The organism is Rhizobium sp. TH135, assembly GCF_002855515.1.
GTDB lineage: Bacteria > Pseudomonadota > Alphaproteobacteria > Rhizobiales > Rhizobiaceae > Allorhizobium.
The window spans coordinates 512,490-530,042 of record NZ_PKRP01000001.1; the positions used below are offsets into that span (position 1 = coordinate 512,490).

Here is a 17,553-nt window from a genome sequence, read left to right on the forward strand (position 1 = left end):
AATCGGAATTAGGTCAACTAGTCTGACCTAATTTCTGCTTTTCCTATGACAGAAAGTAAACGCTCATGCAAGACGCGGCCAGGAAAATTAACCGGGCAAAGGACGCGAAATTACGGCGACCCTCGCCGATGCGAAATTTAATTACGCACACCCGCATCATTCTTTCGGCTTCTTGCGGACTTGATCTCCGCGGGTCTCTTGTCCACCGGGCCGGATTGATAGCGAGGCGGAAGTGGCTAAAGTCCTCACACCCACCTTCGCCTCAGGAAAGATGCCCATGCACTTCGCTTCAGACAACTGGTCCGGCGCCCACCCCAGGATCGCCGAGAGCCTCACCCGCCATGCTGCCGGCTTCGCCTCCGCCTATGGCACAAGCGATCTGGACAAGGCTGTGGAAGACAGGTTCAGCGCCATCTTCGAACGCGACGTCGCTGTCTTCTTCGTTGCCACCGGCACGGCTGCCAATTCTCTGGCGCTCGCAAGCCTCGCCAAGGCGGGTGGGGTGAGTTTCTGCCACGCCGATGCCCACGTCAACGCGGACGAAGGCGGCGCGCCGGAATTCCTGACAGGCGCGACGCGGCTCTTTCCCGTCGAAGGCGCGGAAGGCAGGATCGACCCACGGGCGCTGGACGCCGCTATTGCCCGCTTCGAACCGGTCTCCCCGCATCACGGCCGCGCCATGGCAGTGACCGTGACCCAGGCGACCGAAGTCGGCACCGTCTACTCCCTCGCCGAACTCGACGAAATTGCAGCCGTCGCCAAGTCGCGCAACCTACCGCTCCACATGGACGGCGCGCGCTTTGCCAATGCGCTTGTATCGCTGGGCGTGACGCCGGCTGAAATGACCTGGAAGCGCGGCGTAGACATCCTCTCCTTCGGCGGCACGAAGAATGGCTGCTGGTGCGCCGAGGCGATCGTCTTCTTCAATCCCGACATGGCAGCCGACATGCCCTTTATTCGCAAGCGCTCGGCTCAGCTCTTCTCCAAGAGCCGCTTCATCTCGGCGCAGCTCGAAGCCTATCTGGATGACGGGCTCTGGCTTGAACTGGCAAGCCACTCGAATGCAATGGCGGATCGCCTGCGCGCTGGCCTTTCGGCCAAGAATACTGCGCGCCTCGCCTGGGATACTTCGGCCAACGAAGTCTTCGCCGTGATCGAAAAGTCGGCAGCCGAACGGGCAAGAGACAAAGGCGCGAAATTCTACGACTGGCAGCCGCCACAGGGCTGGCTCCCCTTGCCGGCCGAGAATGAAACACTAGTTCGCCTGGTAACGAGCTTTGCGACGACGACGGATGAAGTCGATCAATTCATAGAAGTCGTTTGACGGAACCGTTTCTTACAGTCGAAACGCGCACTTCTGCTACAAAAAACCTTGATTTTTCAAAGTCGCAACTCCTCGACATGATGTGTTTGCCAGCCCCGACGAGGGCTGGACCAACAACGCGCATCACGATCCGAGGAGAATTTTTATGACCAAGACCACCCTCAACACCGCCGCCCTCGCCGCCGCCGTCACCATGGCGATCGGCAGCGCCGCCCTCCTGTCCGGCCCGGCCGTAGCCCAGGAAAAGGAAAAGTGCTTCGGCGTCTCCATGGCCGGCAAGAATGACTGCGCAGCCGGCCCCGGCACCACCTGCGCTGGCACCTCCAAGGTCGACTTCCAGGGCAATGCCTGGAAATACGTCGCCAAGGGCACCTGCATGACCATGGCCGCTCCCGATGGTCGCATGGGTTCGCTTGAAGCCCTCGACCGCGACCTCCCCAAGGCCTGAACCGATACGGCATCTGCGGCAAGTCCGCAGGTGCCGTCCCGCTTTTCTTTCCGAGATGAATGCTTGAGGAGCCGGCCGTGTCTGTCCATCCCGCTTTTGAGATCACCCGTTCCGACAGAAGCCGCCAGGGCACTGCCGCCCGCCTCCCCGCCCGCGCCGGCGCCGGCTTCAAGCCTCAGCATGCCGACGCAATCCTGAAAGACGACTTCCGCATCGGCTTTCTCGAAGTCCATGCCGAGAATTACATGGGTGCCGGTGGCCATCCGCACCGCATCCTGACCCGGATGCGCGAGGACTTCCCGCTCTCGATCCACGGCGTCGGTCTTTCCATCGGCAGCCCGACCGGCCTCGACCCCGAGCATCTCCTCCGTCTGAAGACGGTCGTCGACCGCTACCAGCCGGAACAGGTGTCCGAACATTTGGCGTGGTCGACCCATGACAGCCATTTTCTCAACGACCTGCTCCCCGTCCCTTATGACCAGGCAACCCTCGACAGGGTCTGCGACCACATCGATCAGGTCCAGGAGGCGCTTGGCCGCCGGATGCTCCTGGAGAATCCCTCGACCTATCTCGGCTTCGAAGCCTCGACCATGTCGGAGACGGATTTCATCCGGGCGATCGCCCGTCGCACCGGCTGCGGCCTGCTGCTCGACATCAACAATGTCCATGTCTCCGCCACCAATCACGGCTATGGCGCTCGCGACTATCTCGCCGATTTCCCGCTCCTCTGCGTCGAGGAGATCCATCTGGCCGGCCATGCCGAAGATGTAGACGATGCCGGCCTGCCGCTCCTCATCGATAGCCATGACCGCCCGATCGACGATCTGGTCTGGGATCTCTACGACCATGTCATCGCAAAGCTCGGCCCGCTGCCAACGCTCGTCGAATGGGACAACGAAGTGCCGGACTGGCCGGTGCTGAAGCGCGAGGCGCAGCGCGCCGATGCCATTCTCGACCGCCACGCGATTGTCGAGCTGGGACGTCGCCATGCATCCTGATCCGATCCAGAGCGGCACCTTTGCCAAGGCCCTTTTAACGTCAGACCTCCCGGCACCCGACGGGCTGGCGGGGCGCGATCAAGTGCGACCGGAGCGCCGTTTTGCCGTCTACCGCAACAATGTCACGGTTTCGCTGATCGACGCCCTGGCTTCGATCTTTCCGACCGTGAAGAACCTTGTCGGCGAAGACTTCTTCCGGGCGATGGCGCGGCTCTATGTGACCGCCCATCCACCGACCTCGCCCCTGCTCTTTACCTATGGAGGGAGCTTTCCCGCTTTCCTGGAGAACTTCCCACCCGCGGCAGACCTTCCCTTCCTCGCCGACGTTGCGCGCGTCGAGCGCCTCTGGCTCGACGCATATCACGAGGCAGATGCCACACCGCTCGATCCGTCCACCCTTGCAAAGGTGCCGGCGGAAGACCTGGCCGGCATCCGCTTTCGCCCGCATCCCGCCATGCGCATCGCGCGCTTAAGGTACGCCGGAGGCACCATCACCCGCCGAGACCGGGCTGGCATATCGCTCGAAGGCGTGGACCCCGTGGCACCGGAAGGTGTGCTCATCACACGACCGGACTGCGACGTGGCGGTCGAACCGCTGCCGTCAGGCGGCGCGACCTTCTTCGAGGCACTCATCGCCGGGCTAACGCTCGGCGAAGCCTTTGCCGCCGCCGCAGACGAGGAAGACATTGATATCGCCGGATTGCTTGGCCTCGCATTGTCCAGCGGCGCCTTCAACGCAATCGACATCCATCACGAAAGTCCGACCCCATGACCCCTGCTGTCTCGCTCATCGAACTCTATCGCCGGGCCGTCCGCGGGCTGGAAACCGCGCTCGATCGCTGGTTCCTCGGGCTCCTCGCGCGCATCGTCTTCCTCGCCGTGCTTGTGCCCTACTACCTGAATTCCGCACTGACCAAGTTCGACGGCCCCTTCTCGATTGCCGACAGCGCCTACTACCAGATCGCGCTACCAGCCGTGGATGCGGCAGGCGGGGATGTGTCCGCCGTCTCCTTCTTCCCCTGGGGCCTGATGGTGTTTCTCGGCTCCTACGGTGAGGTGATCCTGCCGCTGCTCGTGGTCGCAGGCCTCTTCACGCGAATCGCCGCCCTTTGCATGATCGGCTTCATCATAGTGCAGACCCTCACCGACATCCTCGTGCACAATGTCGACGCAACGACGATCGGCGCGCTCTTCGATCGCTTCCCCGATAGCGTCATCCTCGACCAGCGCTTGCTCTGGATCTTCCCGCTCGTCTATCTCGTGGTGAAAGGGGCTGGCCTCGTCTCGCTCGACAAGCTGCTCTGCACCGTGTGGACGCGCCGCATGAGCGCCCACGAAAAAGGCGGCCGGCTTGCGCCGACCGCCTGACTGGGAGCTTGTAACAGCGACTGTGATCAGTTCACATGCGCCTCGATAGCCTTCGGTGCCGTGCCGACGGGTTCCGCGGCAATCGAGATCCGGCGGGGCTTCATGGCTTCCGGAATGTTGCGCAGAAGATCAATGTGCAGCAGGCCGTTCTTCAGCGAAGCGGCGGTGACTTCCACATGGTCAGCAAGCTGGAAGCGGCGCTCGAAGGCGCGCTTGGCGATGCCGCGATAGAGGAATTCGCTCTGCTCGGCCTTTTCGTCTTCGGCCTTCTCACCCTTGACGGTCAGCACATGCGCATGCGCCTCGATCGAAAGCTCGCTTTCGCCGAAGCCGGCTACGGCCATGGTGATCCGGTAAAGGTTCTCACCGGTGCGCTCGATATTGTAGGGCGGATAGCTCTGGGCCTGTTCCGGCTGACCGAGGCTGTCCAGCATGGTGAACAGGCGATCGAAACCGACGGTGGAACGGTAGAGCGGGGAAAAATCGACGTGACGCATGATGTCCTCCTTGAAGCGACGTTGGCGTTTTTGAAGCCGCGCGCATCCCGCTTGGGGCGATGCTGGCGGCGGTTCGCGGACCCGTTTGGCATCCGCGTGCACGATGTGGGAAATGCCCGATGCGAATTCAAGATCGTCCGTTTCGCCGCCTGACCGCCCCGATGAATAGTCCGTGAACATCAGGTTCAAGCCGCATTCAAGCGATCTATCCTAGTGTCTCTCCATCGGTTGTCTCGACCGACCAGGCCGGAGATATCGTCCCTTCCACTTCGGCCAGGCTTCGCCGGAACCGCCTCCCTCCGTATGCGGTTCCGGCTTTTTTCTTTGACTTCTGCGGGGGCCGCATTCTATCCCGGAGAAACCCGAGGCGCTCTCAATCGACAGGCAGTTGCAGGCATGGATGCCATTCTTCACGCCACCCCCGGCAACCCCATTCCAGGGAACCCGCTTGTCGGCTTCTTCGAGGGACATCGCGGCGTGAAGCTGCGTTACGCAGTCTTCCGCTCCAGTGCTGCCAGGACCAAGGGCACCATCGTTTTGGTGCACGGGCGCAACGAGGCCATCGAGAAATATTTCGAGACGATCCGCGATCTGAACGACCAGGGCTTCTGGGTAGCGACCTATGATTTCCGCGGTCAGGGCGGCTCCGAGCGCCTGCTCAAGGACCCGCGGAAGGGCCATGTCGGCCGCTTCGACCACTATGTCCGCGATCTAGAGATCTTCCTTAAGCAGATCGTCCTGCCCGACACCCGTCTGCCCTTCTTCCTGCTCGCCCATTCCACCGGCGGGCTGATCGCCCTGAAGGCCGCACCCCGGCTTGCCAACCGCATCGAGCGCATGGTGCTGACGGCGCCCTTCGTCGGCCTCGGCGGCCAGAAGACCTCGCCGGAAAACATAAGGCGGCTGGCGACGCTCGCCTCCTTCACCGGCTTCGGCAAGATCAACCTCAACAAGGACGAACCGCTGAAGCCTTTCGAGGGCAATCCCCTGACGACGGACGAATTCCGCTTCGCCCGCAACCAAAAGATCCTCATCGAGCATCCGGAACTGGCGCTTGGGCCACCGACGGCACGCTGGCTCTACGAGAGCCAGAAGGCGATCGACGCCATCAGACGGCCGGGCCATCTGGCCTCGATCACGGTTCCGACCGTCATCATCGCCCCCGGCAACGATCCGATCGTACCCTATCATTTTCAGGAATCGCTGGCGCAGTATTTCCGGGCCGGACAACTCGTGCCCGTGCCCGGCGCCCGCCACGAGATCCTGCAGGAGCAGGACCGCTATCGTAAACAGGCGATGGCAGCCATCTTCGCCTTCATGCCCGGCGGCGAGCCCGACGAGGCGGATCCTGTCGGGGAGCTGACCGATTCGGCGCTAGAGGCCTGAGCTGTCAGTTGAGCGAACGCCTTAGCGGCGCTTCAGCATATCCATGGCCTCAGCATGCACCGCCTTTGAACCGGCCGCAATGATCGAACCACCGGCTTCCGGACGTCCGCCGTCCCAGGTGGTGATGATGCCACCCGCCTGTTCGATGATCGGGATCAGAGCGCCAACGTCATAGGGCTTCAGCACCGTCTCGATGACGAGATCGACATGGCCGGCAGCCAGCAGGCAATAGGCGTAGCAGTCAACGCCGTAGCGGAAGAGCTTGACCTTGTCCTGCACGGCCTGGAAGCGCTCGACTTCCCAATCCTTGAAGAGATGCGGCGACGTGGTGAAGAGGATCGCGTTTTCGAGACTGCCGCAATCGCGCACCTGGTTCTGGCGCTCGCCATCGGGACCTGAGTACCAGGAGCGCTCGCCATCGGCATAGTAGCGCTCGCCGGTGAACGGCTGCTCCATCAGGCCCATGACCGACTTGCCATGCTCCTGGAAACCAATCAGCGTGCCCCAGACGGGCACGCCGGAAATGAATGCGCGTGTGCCATCGATCGGATCGATGACCCAGAGCTGGTCGCTATCCATGCGGATGTTCTCATGCTCCTCGCCGAGAATGCCATGGGTCGGAAACTCGGCCTCAATCAGCTGACGGATGGCGATCTCGGCGGCCTGATCACCCTCGGTGACCGGATCGAAACCGGCCTTCTCCTTGTTGACGACGGAAAGTCCTGAACGAAAGCGCGGAAGGGTCTCGGCCTTGGCGGCATCGGCAAGGCGGAAGAAGAATTCACGGTCAGGGCGCATGGGAAAGTCCGTCGTCTGGAGGGAGACCACGTCTTAAAGCCAGTTGCGCGGAAAGAAAACATCCGAACGCGACAGATCGCTGCCCGCAGGCCCTTCAGGCGACCGCCAGGAGCGAAACTGCGCAAATTTTGGCCTTGCTCAAAAAAGCACCAAAAATCGACTTGACAATGGTGCACCGCAACATCTAACGTCTCACCTACAGTCTTCTGACTGTAAATACCCTCCTTGGGTGTTTCCTCCCTAGACTTAGCCGCGCCACGAGCGCGGTTTTTTTTGCCCGCTGCAATGCAAAGGGTTTTAGGGATAATGTGGGTTGAAAAGCCTTACTCGGCCGCGAGCGCCTGATCGATCGCGTAATCCGCGACGAAATCCGCCATTTGCTGCATGAAGACGGCAATCGAGCCGGCAAGGGCATCGAAATCGGCCCGCTTCTCCAGCGTCGTCTCGTCGATATAGATCGAACGATTGACCTCGATCTGCAGCGCATGCAGCCCACGCGCCGGACGACCATAATGCTCGGTGATGAAACCGCCTGCATAGGGCTTGTTACGCACAGCCGTGTAGCCAAGCTCTTCGAGGAACTGCAGCGCCGCCTGGCTGAGATCCGCCGACGCGCTGGTGCCATAACGATCACCGACGATGAAATCGGGCTTCAGCCCACTGCCGGCGACGCGAATATTGCCGGGCATCGAATGGCAATCGATCAACACGCCGAAGCCGAACATCGCATGGGTGCGGGCAATCAGCCTCCTGAGGCAGGCATGATAGGGCTTGTAGCAGCTCTCGATCCGATCCATGGCGACGGACAGCGGCATGCGGCGCTGATAGATCTCCATGTTTTCGGCAACGATGCGCGGAATGGTGCCAAGGCCGCCGGCCACACGCGCCGAATTGCTGTTGGCAAAGGGCGGCAGCGGATCGGAAAACATCCGGGGATCGAGCTCATATGGCTCTCTGTTGACGTCGACATAGGCGCGCGGGAAATGCGCAACGAGCAGCGGCGCACCGAAGCCAGGTGCCGCCGAGAACAGCTCATCCACGTAATGGTCTTCCGATCGGCGAATCGAGACGTCGTCGAGTCGCGACTCATCCAGGAAGGATGACGGGTAGCGACGGCCGCTATGCGGGGAATTATAGACGAAGGGAATGGTCTGGATCGCGGGCTCTCGAACCTCGAACAGCTCGAATTCGTTGGTCATCCGCTTCCCAGGGCCTCTTCTTTACCAAGTCACAAACTTGTTGTGTTCGCCATGTTGCCAGTTGGCCGCCGGGAAGTCCATACTGCCGGAAATGGCGGAGCAGGCTCACTTTTTCGTTGTTCACCGGTTCTTTACTGCGCCGACCCTAAAGTGAGCGACTGCGAGCTTCCCTATGCAATCGAGTACAGCGGTCCCTAAATGACTCAGAAAATCCTTCTCGCCGAAGACGACAACGACATGCGCCGGTTCCTGGTGAAGGCGCTGGAAAAGGCGGGGTATAAAGTTTCCTCCTTCGACAACGGCGCCAGCGCCTATGACCGCCTTCGGGAAGAACCCTTCTCCCTTCTGTTGACCGACATCGTGATGCCGGAAATGGACGGCATCGAACTGGCGCGCCGCGCCACCGAGCTCGATCCGGACCTCAAGGTCATGTTCATCACCGGCTTTGCAGCCGTTGCCCTGAACGCCGATTCGAAGGCGCCGAAGGATGCAAAGGTCTTGTCCAAGCCTTTCCACCTCCGTGATCTCGTCGACGAAGTGAACAAACTCCTTGCTGCGTAAGGCCTGCCGAAGGGGTTGAAAAAATCTCTTCACAAAACTGCAAAATGCCTATTGACGGGCGAACAGGTTTTGTGGTCTTAAGCCGCTCATCGGATGGGCGTGTAGCTCAGCGGGAGAGCACTACGTTGACATCGTAGGGGTCACAGGTTCAATCCCTGTCACGCCCACCATTCGAATTCTTTCAAGGGCTTGCCGGAAACGGCGAGCCCTTTTTGGTTTCGGCCGGGGCGGCGGCGCTTACGCGCGAATCACCGCAACTCACCCCTTCACCACCGAAACCTCTTCCCCCGCATAAACGACCACATAGCCGCCCATTGGCTTCAGCAGCCGCGCTCGCGCCTCAAGCCAGTCCAGATACGGCGCCTCTCGCCAGATCGCGCCCGCATCGGACTCCACCAGCACGGTCAATTGCGGCCCCTGCCCGTACATCATCATCCGGCTCAGCCTAGGCGCCCATTCATCCCCGAGCGTCGGATCGGTGCGCCAGAGGCAGTAGAAGTCGCGGCAGGTCGACGGCCTGACATCGTAGGCGTCGCAGCCGCCGCCAGGCAGACAGTGGCGACACGGCTCATTCGCCGGTTTGTCGAATTCTGCGATATCGGGAAGGATGCAACAGAGCGAACAGCTGCCGCAATCGCGGCCCGGCACCAGCGCCGGGCCCTGCCCTTTTCCCGAGAGAGCCATGTCAGGCCGCCGGGCCGATGGTAACCGTGATCGGCGAAAGCCCTTCAACGGCGCCTTCAAGCCGGTCGCCCGGTTGGAGCGCGCCGACGCCAGACGGCGTGCCGGTGAAGATCAGGTCGCCGGGCGTCAAGTGATAGTAGCGCGAGAGGTGGCTGATCATCTCGGGTGCCGACCAGATCATGTCGGAGAGATGCCCTTCCTGACGCAGCCCGTCATTGACGAGAAGCGATATCCGCTGCGCCCCGGGCTCGAAGGCTGCAGCCGGCGTGATCGCGCCGATCACGGCCGAGTCTTCGAAGGCCTTGGCGACATCCCAGGGCCGCTGTTTTTCCTTCATCGCGTTCTGCAGGTCACGACGGGTCATATCGAGGCCGACGGCATAGCCATAGACCGCCCCCATCGCTTCATCGGCAGAAACGCGGAAGGCCGGCGCGCCGATTGCGATCACCAGCTCGATCTCATGGTGATAGTCCTGCGTTCCCGGCGGATAGGCGATCGTGCCACCTTCCAGAACGAGGCCGGTCGGCGGCTTGGTAAAGTAGAAGGGCGCGACGCGGTCGACCGTATTGCCGAGCTCTGCAGCATGCGCCGCGTAATTGCGTCCCACACAGAAGATGCGGTGGATCGGAAAGCCTTCATCGAGCCCGAGGATCGGAACGAGTGGGGCTGATGGTACGGGAAACAGCGGACGGGATGCGGACAAGGCACACTCTCTTCGGATGGGACACGCAAGGATCGCAGCAGGACGCTGCGACACAGCCAGCATAACGCCCGCCAGATCGTTACGCATCATTGATAATGGTGCAATGTTGGCGGAAAGCGATCCGCTGAGCGGGCTTGGAACATCGGCCCAAACATGTAACAAAACCGCCGCGACCGCGTTGCATAAAGCGTGAAGAAGATCCGTCGAACAGGGCGAAGGCAGAAGGTTTATCGTCCCGGCAAGACATCGAAAGGCAAGAATTATGAGCATCAAGATCGTGCCGGTCATCATGGCCGGCGGCAAGGGAACCCGGCTCTGGCCGCTGTCACGCGCAGCCGCCGCCAAGCAGTTCATCCGCTTCCTCGGCGACGAGACGCTGCTGCAGAAGACCCTCGCCCGCGTCTCCGACGACGCGATCTATGACGCACCGATCGTCGTCACCAATGAAGACTTCCGCTTCCTGGTCGCAGAACAGGCCCGAGAACTGGGCGTCAAGCTCGACGGCATCATCCTGGAGCCGGAGGCGCGCAACACCGCAGCCGCCGTCGCCGCTGCCGCCGTCATCGTCAGCCAGCGCCATGGCCGCGACGCCCTGATCCAGATCCTGCCCTCCGACCACGAAATCACCGTCGACGATACCTACCGCGCCTGTGTCGCCAAGGCCGCCGATGCGGCCCGCAATGGCAAGATCGTCACCTTCGGCATCACACCCACCGAACCCGCCACCGGTTACGGCTATATCGAGATCGGTGAAGATCTCGGCAATGGCGTGAACAAGGTCGCGCGTTTTGTCGAAAAGCCGAATGCCGATGTCGCGGAAAAAATGCTGGCAAGCGGCAACTATGCCTGGAACTCCGGCATGTTCGTCTTCTCCGCCGGCCAGATGATTGCTGAGCTCCAGAGCCTGGCGCCTGAAGTGCTCGCAGCCGTCGAACAGTCGGTCGAAAACGCCAAGGGCGACCTCGACTTCACCCGCCTCGACGCGGAAAGCTTCGGCCAAAGCCCCAGCATCTCGATCGACTACGCGGTCATGGAAAAGACGCCGAACGCAGCCGTCGTCCCATCCCCCATCACCTGGTCCGACCTCGGCAGCTGGGATGCCATCTGGAAGCTCGCCGAAGGCGATGAGCATGGCAATGTGGTCAATGGCAATGCGACCGTCTCCGACACCACCAATTCGCTGATCATGTCCCGCAACGCTCATCTCGCCGTCCAGGGCATGGAGGGCGTCGCCGTCATCGCCTCGGAAGACGCCGTCTATGTCGGTCGCCTCGACCGCAGCCAGGACGTCGGCAATCTGGTGAAGATGCTCGCCGCCAAGAAGGAAACGGCGCATCTCACCGAAAACCACCCGACGGCGCTGCGCCCATGGGGTGGCTACACTTCGATCCTCAACGGCGACCGCTTCCAGGTGAAACGCCTCTTCGTCCATCCGGAAAAGAAGCTCTCTCTGCAGAAGCATCACCACCGTGCCGAACACTGGGTCTGCGTGCGCGGCACGGCGGAAGTGACGATCGACGACAAGGTGACCGTGCTGCACGAGAACCAGTCGATCTACATCCCGCAAGGCTCCGTCCACCGCCTCGCCAATCCCGGCAAGATCCGCCTTGAGGTGATTGAGGTCCAGACTGGCTCCTATCTCGGCGAAGACGACATCATCCGCTTGGTCGACGAATTCGGCCGCAGCTAATACAGCGTCATCCACTGCACACGCGCGGCCCGGCGGCTTCCACCGTCCGGGCCGCTTGCTTTATGGCGCTGCATTGCACAAGATCGAAGCAAGCCGGAAAAAGCGGCAGGGCGAACAGCGAAGCGGTAAAGAATGGCGATCAAGGCAAGCATCTATCATCTCACCCACTACAAGTATGACAACCCGGTCCAGCTCGGACCGCAGATCATCCGGCTGAAGCCTGCCGCCCATTCCCGCACCAAGGTTCTCTCCCATTCGCTGAAGGTCACGCCCGAGAACCACTTCGTCAATCTGCAGCAGGACCCCTACGGCAACTACCTGGCCCGCTTCGTCTTCCCGGACCCGGTGACAGAATTCAAGATCGAGGTCGACCTCGTCGCCGACATGACGGTCTACAATCCCTTCGACTTCTTCACCGAGGAAGTCGCGGTCAAATGGCCCTTCGACTATCCGGAAGATCTGCGCGACGACCTCAAGATCTACATGACGCCGGAACCCTCGTCCCCGGCACTCGATGCCTTCATGGGAACCGTCGATACGACGCCAGGCCAGGGCACAGTCGACATGGTGGTGGGCCTGAACGCCCGCCTGCAGCACGACGTGGGCTACGTGATCCGCATGGAGCCGGGCGTCCAGACGCCAGAGGAGACGCTCACCTCCGCGCGGGGCTCTTGCCGCGATTCGAGCTGGTTGCTCGTCCAGATTCTGCGCCGCCTTGGTTTTGCCGCCCGCTTCGTCTCCGGTTATCTTATTCAGCTCGCACCGGACCTGAAGGCGCTCGATGGCCCCTCCGGCACCGAAGTCGATTTCACCGACCTGCATGCCTGGACGGAAGTTTACATCCCCGGCGCCGGCTGGATCGGCCTTGACCCGACCTCGGGCCTCTTGACCGGCGAGAGCCACATACCGCTCGCCGCCACCCCCCACTACAAGAATGCCGCTCCAATCTCCGGCGGCTATGTCGGCCAGGCCAATACCGAATTCGCCTTCGACATGCAGGTGAAGCGCGTCGCCGAGCACCCGCGCATCACTAAGCCTTTCTCGGACGACAGCTGGGATGCCCTGAACGCCCTCGGACAGAAAGTCGATGCCGACCTGAAAGCCCATGACGTGCGGCTCACCATGGGCGGCGAACCGACCTTCGTGTCGATCGACGACTTCCAGTCCGCCGAATGGAACACCGATGCCGTCGGCCCGACCAAACGCGATCTCGCCGACAAGCTCATCCGGCGCCTGCGCGAGCGCTTCGCCCCCGGCGGCTTCCTGCATTACGGCCAGGGCAAGTGGTATCCGGGCGAAAGCCTGCCGCGCTGGACCTTCTCGCTCTATTGGCGGAAAGACGGCAAGCCGATCTGGCACGATCCAGAGTTGATTGCCGCCGAACACAAGGACACCGGCGTCACCCACCAACAAGCCGAAGCGCTGATGGCCGGCATCGCGGCCGAGCTCGATATCGAAACCGACATGATCATCCCGGCCTTCGAGGATCCGGCCGAGTGGATCATCAAGGAAGGCAGCCTGCCGGAAAACGTCGACCCGTCGAATTCCAAGCTCGAAAGCGCGGAAGAGCGCGCCCGCATCGCCAAGGTCTTCGAACGTGGCCTGACGATCCCGACCGGCTACATTCTGCCGGTCCAGGCCTGGAACGCCAAGGCCGGCGGCCGGCGCTGGGTCAGCGAGAAATGGCGCACCCGCCGCGGCAAGATCTTCCTCATCCCCGGCGACAGCCCGATCGGTTTCCGCATGCCGCTCGGCACCCTGCCTTACGTGCCGCCGTCGCAATATCCATATATCCACACCACCGATCCCTCGATCCCGCGCGCACCCCTGTCCGATTTTGGCCCGCAGGTCCGTGAGGGCCGCGCCATGCCCGAGGCCTCCCGCAAGAGCGGTGAAGCCCATCAGGATCGCAACGAGCAGAACATCACAGGCTCCGCCGGCGACATCAGGGGTGCCGTGCGCACAGCCATGAGCGTCGAGCCCCGCGACGGCCGCCTCTGCGTGTTCATGCCACCGGTCGAAGCCGTCGAGGACTATCTCGAACTGGTCGCTGCCGCAGAAACTGCCGCTCGTGGCCTTGGTCTGCCGGTCCATATCGAAGGCTACGCCCCGCCTCAGGACGAGCGCATCAATGTCATCCGCGTCGCCCCTGATCCGGGCGTCATCGAGGTCAACATCCACCCGGCCTCCGGCTGGGATGACTGCGTCGCGACGACGAACGCCATCTACGAGGAAGCGCGCCAGACCCGCCTCGGCGCCGACAAGTTCATGATCGACGGCCGCCACACCGGCACCGGCGGTGGCAATCACGTCGTGGTCGGTGGCGCCAATCCCGCCGACAGCCCCTTCCTGCGCCGTCCAGACCTGTTGAAGAGCCTGATCCTGCACTGGCAGCGTCATCCAGCGCTCTCCTACATGTTCTCCGGCATGTTCATTGGCCCGACCAGCCAGGCGCCGCGTTTCGACGAAGCCCGCCACGACAGTCTCTATGAGCTGGAAATCGCCATGGCCCAGGTGCCGATGCCGGCCAGTGGTGCGGCAGCCCCCCTACCCTGGCTCGTCGACCGCCTGTTCCGCAATCTCTTGATCGACGTCACCGGCAACACCCACCGCTCGGAAATCTGCATCGACAAGCTGTTTTCGCCGGACGGTCCGACCGGCCGTCTCGGCCTTGTCGAGTTCCGCGGTTTCGAGATGCCGCCGAACGCCCGCATGTCGCTTGCCCAGCAATTGCTGGTCCGCGCACTGATTGCCCGCTTCTGGAAGAACCCGATCGGCGGCCGCTTCGTCCGCTGGGGCACGAGCCTGCACGACCGATTCATGCTGCCGCATTACCTCTGGCTCGACTTCCTCGAAGTGCTGGCGGATCTCCGCGAAAACGGCTTCGACTTCAAGCCGGAATGGTTTGCCGCCCAGCTCGAATTCCGCTTCCCCTTTGTCGGCGAAGTCACCTACGAAGGATCGAAGCTGGAACTGCGCCAGGCGCTGGAACCCTGGCATGTCATGGGTGAAGAAGGGGCTATCGGCGGCACCGTCCGTTATGTGGACTCCTCCGTCGAGCGCCTGCAGGTCCAGCTGGAGACAGCCAATCCCGAGCGCTTCGTCGTGGCATGCAACGGACGCCAGGTGCCGCTGCGCAAGTCGGACGTGAATGGTGTCGCGGTGGGTGGCGTTCGCTACAAGGCGTGGCAGCCGGCATCGGGCCTGCATCCGGTCCTGCCCGTCAACACACCGCTAACATTCGATATCTATGATACATGGTCTTCCCGGTCGATCGGGGGCTGCGTTTATCATGTTGCCCATCCCGGCGGCCGGACCTACGACACTTTCCCTGTGAATGGGAATGAAGCGGAAGCCCGTCGGCTTGCACGTTTCGAGCCTTGGGGCCATACAGCCGGCTCCTATCCCCTATGGCCCGAAACCGTGTCGCCGGAATTCCCGCACACTTTGGACCTGAGACGACCGCAAGGTATCTGATCTGATGGCACAGAAGACGGCAGCGGAGCTATCCCCGCCAGAAGCGCCGATGAGCGAGGCCCGCACGGCCGGCTATCGCGCGCTGGCGGGCGCCGCCGACGAGATGCTCGACAACAAGGGCAATGTCCGCCCCGTCTGGCAGGCCCTGGTCTCGGCCATCGACACGATGCCGGAGAACGAGCTGCACGAGCGTTTCGCGAGGGCCGACCGTTATCTGCGCGATGCCGGCGTCTTCTACCGGGCTTACGGTTCCGGCGGATCGAGCGAGCGGGCCTGGCCCTTCTCGCATATCCCGGTGATGATCTCCGAAGCCGAATGGCAGGTGCTCGCCGACGGACTGGTCCAGCGCGCCGACCTGCTAGAGGCCGTCGTTGCCGACATCTACTCTGAAAACAAGTTGGTGCAGGAAGGTTTCTTGCCGCCACAGCTGATCGCCTCCAATCCCGAGTTCCTGCGCCCTTTGGTTGGGATCAAGCCCGCCGGCGGCAACTACCTGCATTTCTGTTCGTTCGAAATCGGCCGTGGCCCTGATGGCAACTGGTGGGTTCTGGCCGACCGCACGCAAGCGCCCTCTGGCGCCGGCTTTGCGCTGGAAAACCGCGTCGCGACCGCACGTGCCTTCTCCGACATCTATGCCGAGACGCATGTTCATCGGCTCGCCTCCTTCTTCGGTGCCTTCCGCAAGGCACTGCAGGCGAGCACCCGCAGCAGCGATGAGCGCATCGCTGTCTTGTCGCCCGGCCCCGCCAACGAGACCTATTTCGAACACGCCTATATCGCCCGCTATCTCGGCATCATGTTGCTCGAAGGTGAGGATCTCACCATCGTCAACGGCAAGGTCATGGTCCGCACGGTCGCTGGCCTGAAGCCCGTGAGCGTCCTCTGGCGCCGCCTGGATGCAGCCTTCGCGGACCCGCTGGAACTCGACCAGAACTCCTATATCGGCACGCCCGGCATGGTGCAGGCGCTGCGTAACGGTGCGGTCACCTTCGTCAATGCGCTCGGCTCGGGCATCCTGGAAACTCGCGCGCTTCTCGCCTTCATGCCCACACTCTCGCGTCACCTGCTGGGCGAGGAACTGAAGCTGCCCTCGATCGCCACCTGGTGGTGCGGCCAGAAGGCCGAGCGTGAGCATGTGGCAAACCATCTCGACCGCATGGTCATCGGCTCCGCATTCTCACGCCTGCCCTTCTTCGACGATGGTGGGCGCTCGGTCATGGGCTCTCGCTACAAGGACCCGCAGGGCCGGACCACCGCCGAATGGCTGGAAACGGAAGCCGGAAATCTGGTTGGCCAGGAAGTCGTCACCCTGTCGACGACACCGGCGATCGTGGACGGCAAGCTGACGCCACGCCCGATGTCGTTGCGCGTCTTCGCCGCCCGCACGAAGAACGGTTGGCAGATCATGCCGGGCGGCTTCGCCCGCATCGGCAGCGGCTCCGACGTCTCCGCGATCGCCATGCAGGCAGGCGGCAGCGCCGCCGATGTCTGGATCGTCTCCGACAAGCCGGTCGACCGCACCTCGCTGCTGCCCGCCGAGGAGACCTTCACCCGTAACATGCCCGGCAGCCTGCCGAGCCGCGCCGCCGACAATCTCTTCTGGCTGGGTCGTTACATCGAGCGCGCCGAAGGCGTGTTGCGCATCCTGCGCGCATGGCATGCCCGCTATGCCGAAAGCGCCAATCCGGACCAGCCGCTGCTCGCCTTTGTCAGCGAATACCTCTCCGACATCGACGTCGATACGAAATCCGGCGTGCCGGAAAGCCTGCTCCGCAACATCGACAGCGCCGTCTATTCGGCCAGCAACATTCGCGATCGCTTCTCACCCGACGGCTGGCTGGCGCTGAACGACCTGTCGAAAACCGCCAAGCGCTTCCACGAGAAGGTCAAGCCCGGCGACGACGCAGCGCATGCCATGACCATCCTGTTGCGCAAGCTCGCGGGCTTTGCCGGTCTCGTGCATGAAAACATGTATCGCTTCACCGGCTGGCGCTTCCTCACCATTGGTCGCTTGCTGGAACGTGGCCTGCACATGACCCGCCTGCTCGGCCACATGACCGGCCCCGACGCCCCCGACGGCGCGCTCGACATGCTTCTGGAGATTGGCGACAACGTCATGACCCACCGCAGGCGCTACAACGTCTCGACGGCGCGTCTGACGGTCACCGACCTGCTCGCCCTCGATCCGCTCAATCCGCGCTCGATCCTCTTCCAGCTCAACGAGATCCGGATCGAAGTCGAGCAACTGCCGAACGCCATGGTCAACGGCCAGATGTCCAGCCTCTTCCGCGAGGCCATGCGCCTGCATTCGGGCCTGGCCGTGATGACGCCGGAAACCATGTCGGCCGAGGTCTACACCAATCTGGAACGGGAACTGGAGAAACTCTCCGACATCCTCGCCCAGTCCTATCTGAGCTGAC

General features: G+C 62.4%; 15 protein-coding genes and 1 tRNA gene. 11 read left to right on the plus strand and 5 right to left on the minus strand.

What is annotated here, in order from left to right; genetic code table 11:
• The first annotated feature begins 277 nt into the window (after positions 1-277).
• From C0V73_RS02495 to C0V73_RS02515, 5 genes are all read left to right on the plus strand, one after another.
• Entirely contained in the window at positions 278-1,324 is a 1,047-nt protein-coding gene (locus tag C0V73_RS02495; RefSeq protein ID WP_102018401.1) for a low specificity L-threonine aldolase, read from the plus strand.
• Positions 1,325-1,469: 145 nt separating this feature from the next.
• Positions 1,470-1,772: a DUF2282 domain-containing protein gene (locus C0V73_RS02500; protein ID WP_102018402.1), complete on the plus strand. Its 303-nt coding sequence runs from the start codon at positions 1,470-1,472 to the stop codon at positions 1,770-1,772.
• A 101-nt stretch (positions 1,773-1,873) separates the two neighbouring features.
• The gene (locus tag C0V73_RS02505; protein WP_102018907.1) at positions 1,874-2,770 is read left to right on the plus strand and encodes a DUF692 domain-containing protein; all 897 of its coding nucleotides are present in this window, start codon (positions 1,874-1,876) and stop codon (positions 2,768-2,770) included.
• Positions 2,760-3,542 carry a DNA-binding domain-containing protein gene (locus C0V73_RS02510; RefSeq protein ID WP_102018403.1) on the plus strand — a complete coding sequence of 261 codons (783 nt, stop codon included), beginning with the start codon at positions 2,760-2,762 and terminating at the stop codon, positions 3,540-3,542. The genes C0V73_RS02505 and C0V73_RS02510 overlap by 11 nt, the downstream gene beginning before the upstream one ends.
• Positions 3,539-4,138, plus strand: coding sequence for a DoxX family protein (locus C0V73_RS02515; protein WP_102018404.1), 600 nt, complete (start codon positions 3,539-3,541; stop codon positions 4,136-4,138). The genes C0V73_RS02510 and C0V73_RS02515 overlap by 4 nt, the downstream gene beginning before the upstream one ends.
• 26 nt (positions 4,139-4,164) lie before the next feature.
• Here C0V73_RS02515 and C0V73_RS02520 read toward each other — a convergent pair whose 3' ends face one another.
• Positions 4,165-4,635, minus strand: a complete 471-nt coding sequence (locus C0V73_RS02520; RefSeq protein ID WP_102018908.1) for an Hsp20 family protein — start codon at positions 4,633-4,635, stop codon at positions 4,165-4,167.
• A gap of 396 nt (positions 4,636-5,031) precedes the next feature.
• Between C0V73_RS02520 and C0V73_RS02525 the strand changes: the two genes are divergently transcribed.
• Positions 5,032-6,021: an alpha/beta hydrolase gene (locus C0V73_RS02525; protein ID WP_102018405.1), complete on the plus strand. Its 990-nt coding sequence runs from the start codon at positions 5,032-5,034 to the stop codon at positions 6,019-6,021.
• Positions 6,022-6,042: 21 nt separating this feature from the next.
• Here C0V73_RS02525 and hisN read toward each other — a convergent pair whose 3' ends face one another.
• Positions 6,043-6,819 carry a histidinol-phosphatase gene (hisN, locus tag C0V73_RS02530; RefSeq protein WP_102018406.1) on the minus strand — a complete coding sequence of 259 codons (777 nt, stop codon included), beginning with the start codon at positions 6,817-6,819 and terminating at the stop codon, positions 6,043-6,045.
• Positions 6,820-7,142: 323 nt separating this feature from the next.
• A complete protein-coding gene (locus C0V73_RS02535) occupies positions 7,143-8,018 on the minus strand; it encodes an N-formylglutamate amidohydrolase (protein ID WP_102018407.1) in 876 nt (291 codons plus the stop codon).
• Positions 8,019-8,216: 198 nt separating this feature from the next.
• Between C0V73_RS02535 and cpdR1 the strand changes: the two genes are divergently transcribed.
• Together cpdR1 and C0V73_RS02545 are read left to right on the plus strand one after the other, a co-directional pair.
• A complete protein-coding gene (cpdR1, locus tag C0V73_RS02540) occupies positions 8,217-8,579 on the plus strand; it encodes a response regulator CpdR1 (RefSeq protein WP_006726917.1) in 363 nt (120 codons plus the stop codon).
• Between the two features lie 95 nt (positions 8,580-8,674).
• Positions 8,675-8,749, plus strand: a tRNA-Val gene (locus C0V73_RS02545).
• An 88-nt stretch (positions 8,750-8,837) separates the two neighbouring features.
• On the opposite strand, the gene C0V73_RS02550 is transcribed toward C0V73_RS02545, so the two are convergent.
• Together C0V73_RS02550 and C0V73_RS02555 are read right to left on the minus strand one after the other, a co-directional pair.
• The gene (locus C0V73_RS02550; protein ID WP_102018408.1) at positions 8,838-9,263 is read right to left on the minus strand and encodes a hypothetical protein; all 426 of its coding nucleotides are present in this window, start codon (positions 9,261-9,263) and stop codon (positions 8,838-8,840) included.
• Between the two features lies 1 nt (position 9,264).
• Positions 9,265-9,966, minus strand: coding sequence for a fumarylacetoacetate hydrolase family protein (locus tag C0V73_RS02555; RefSeq protein WP_245407853.1), 702 nt, complete (start codon positions 9,964-9,966; stop codon positions 9,265-9,267).
• Positions 9,967-10,228: 262 nt separating this feature from the next.
• Between C0V73_RS02555 and C0V73_RS02560 the strand changes: the two genes are divergently transcribed.
• From C0V73_RS02560 to C0V73_RS02570, 3 genes are all read left to right on the plus strand, one after another.
• Positions 10,229-11,656: a mannose-1-phosphate guanylyltransferase/mannose-6-phosphate isomerase gene (locus C0V73_RS02560; protein WP_102018410.1), complete on the plus strand. Its 1,428-nt coding sequence runs from the start codon at positions 10,229-10,231 to the stop codon at positions 11,654-11,656.
• Between the two features lie 132 nt (positions 11,657-11,788).
• Positions 11,789-15,133 carry a transglutaminase family protein gene (locus C0V73_RS02565; protein WP_102018411.1) on the plus strand — a complete coding sequence of 1,115 codons (3,345 nt, stop codon included), beginning with the start codon at positions 11,789-11,791 and terminating at the stop codon, positions 15,131-15,133.
• 4 nt (positions 15,134-15,137) lie between these two features.
• Positions 15,138-17,552 carry a circularly permuted type 2 ATP-grasp protein gene (locus tag C0V73_RS02570; protein WP_102018412.1) on the plus strand — a complete coding sequence of 805 codons (2,415 nt, stop codon included), beginning with the start codon at positions 15,138-15,140 and terminating at the stop codon, positions 17,550-17,552.
• Position 17,553 lies beyond the last annotated feature (1 nt).

Bases quoted from the DNA above. Each gene is read 5' to 3' on its own strand.
- C0V73_RS02495 (WP_102018401.1), top strand. From the start codon at position 278: ATGCACTTCGCTTCAGACAACTGGTCCGGCGCCCACCCCAGGATCGCC.
- C0V73_RS02500 (WP_102018402.1), top strand. From the start codon at position 1,470: ATGACCAAGACCACCCTCAACACCGCCGCCCTCGCCGCCGCCGTCACC.
- C0V73_RS02510 (WP_102018403.1), top strand. From the start codon at position 2,760: ATGCATCCTGATCCGATCCAGAGCGGCACCTTTGCCAAGGCCCTTTTA.
- C0V73_RS02515 (WP_102018404.1), top strand. From the start codon at position 3,539: ATGACCCCTGCTGTCTCGCTCATCGAACTCTATCGCCGGGCCGTCCGC.
- C0V73_RS02520 (WP_102018908.1), bottom strand. From the start codon at position 4,635: ATGCGTCACGTCGATTTTTCCCCGCTCTACCGTTCCACCGTCGGTTTC.
- C0V73_RS02525 (WP_102018405.1), top strand. From the start codon at position 5,032: ATGGATGCCATTCTTCACGCCACCCCCGGCAACCCCATTCCAGGGAAC.
- hisN (WP_102018406.1), bottom strand. From the start codon at position 6,819: ATGCGCCCTGACCGTGAATTCTTCTTCCGCCTTGCCGATGCCGCCAAG.
- C0V73_RS02535 (WP_102018407.1), bottom strand. From the start codon at position 8,018: ATGACCAACGAATTCGAGCTGTTCGAGGTTCGAGAGCCCGCGATCCAG.
- cpdR1 (WP_006726917.1), top strand. From the start codon at position 8,217: ATGACTCAGAAAATCCTTCTCGCCGAAGACGACAACGACATGCGCCGG.
- C0V73_RS02550 (WP_102018408.1), bottom strand. From the start codon at position 9,263: ATGGCTCTCTCGGGAAAAGGGCAGGGCCCGGCGCTGGTGCCGGGCCGC.
- C0V73_RS02560 (WP_102018410.1), top strand. From the start codon at position 10,229: ATGAGCATCAAGATCGTGCCGGTCATCATGGCCGGCGGCAAGGGAACC.
- C0V73_RS02565 (WP_102018411.1), top strand. From the start codon at position 11,789: ATGGCGATCAAGGCAAGCATCTATCATCTCACCCACTACAAGTATGAC.
- C0V73_RS02570 (WP_102018412.1), top strand. From the start codon at position 15,138: ATGGCACAGAAGACGGCAGCGGAGCTATCCCCGCCAGAAGCGCCGATG.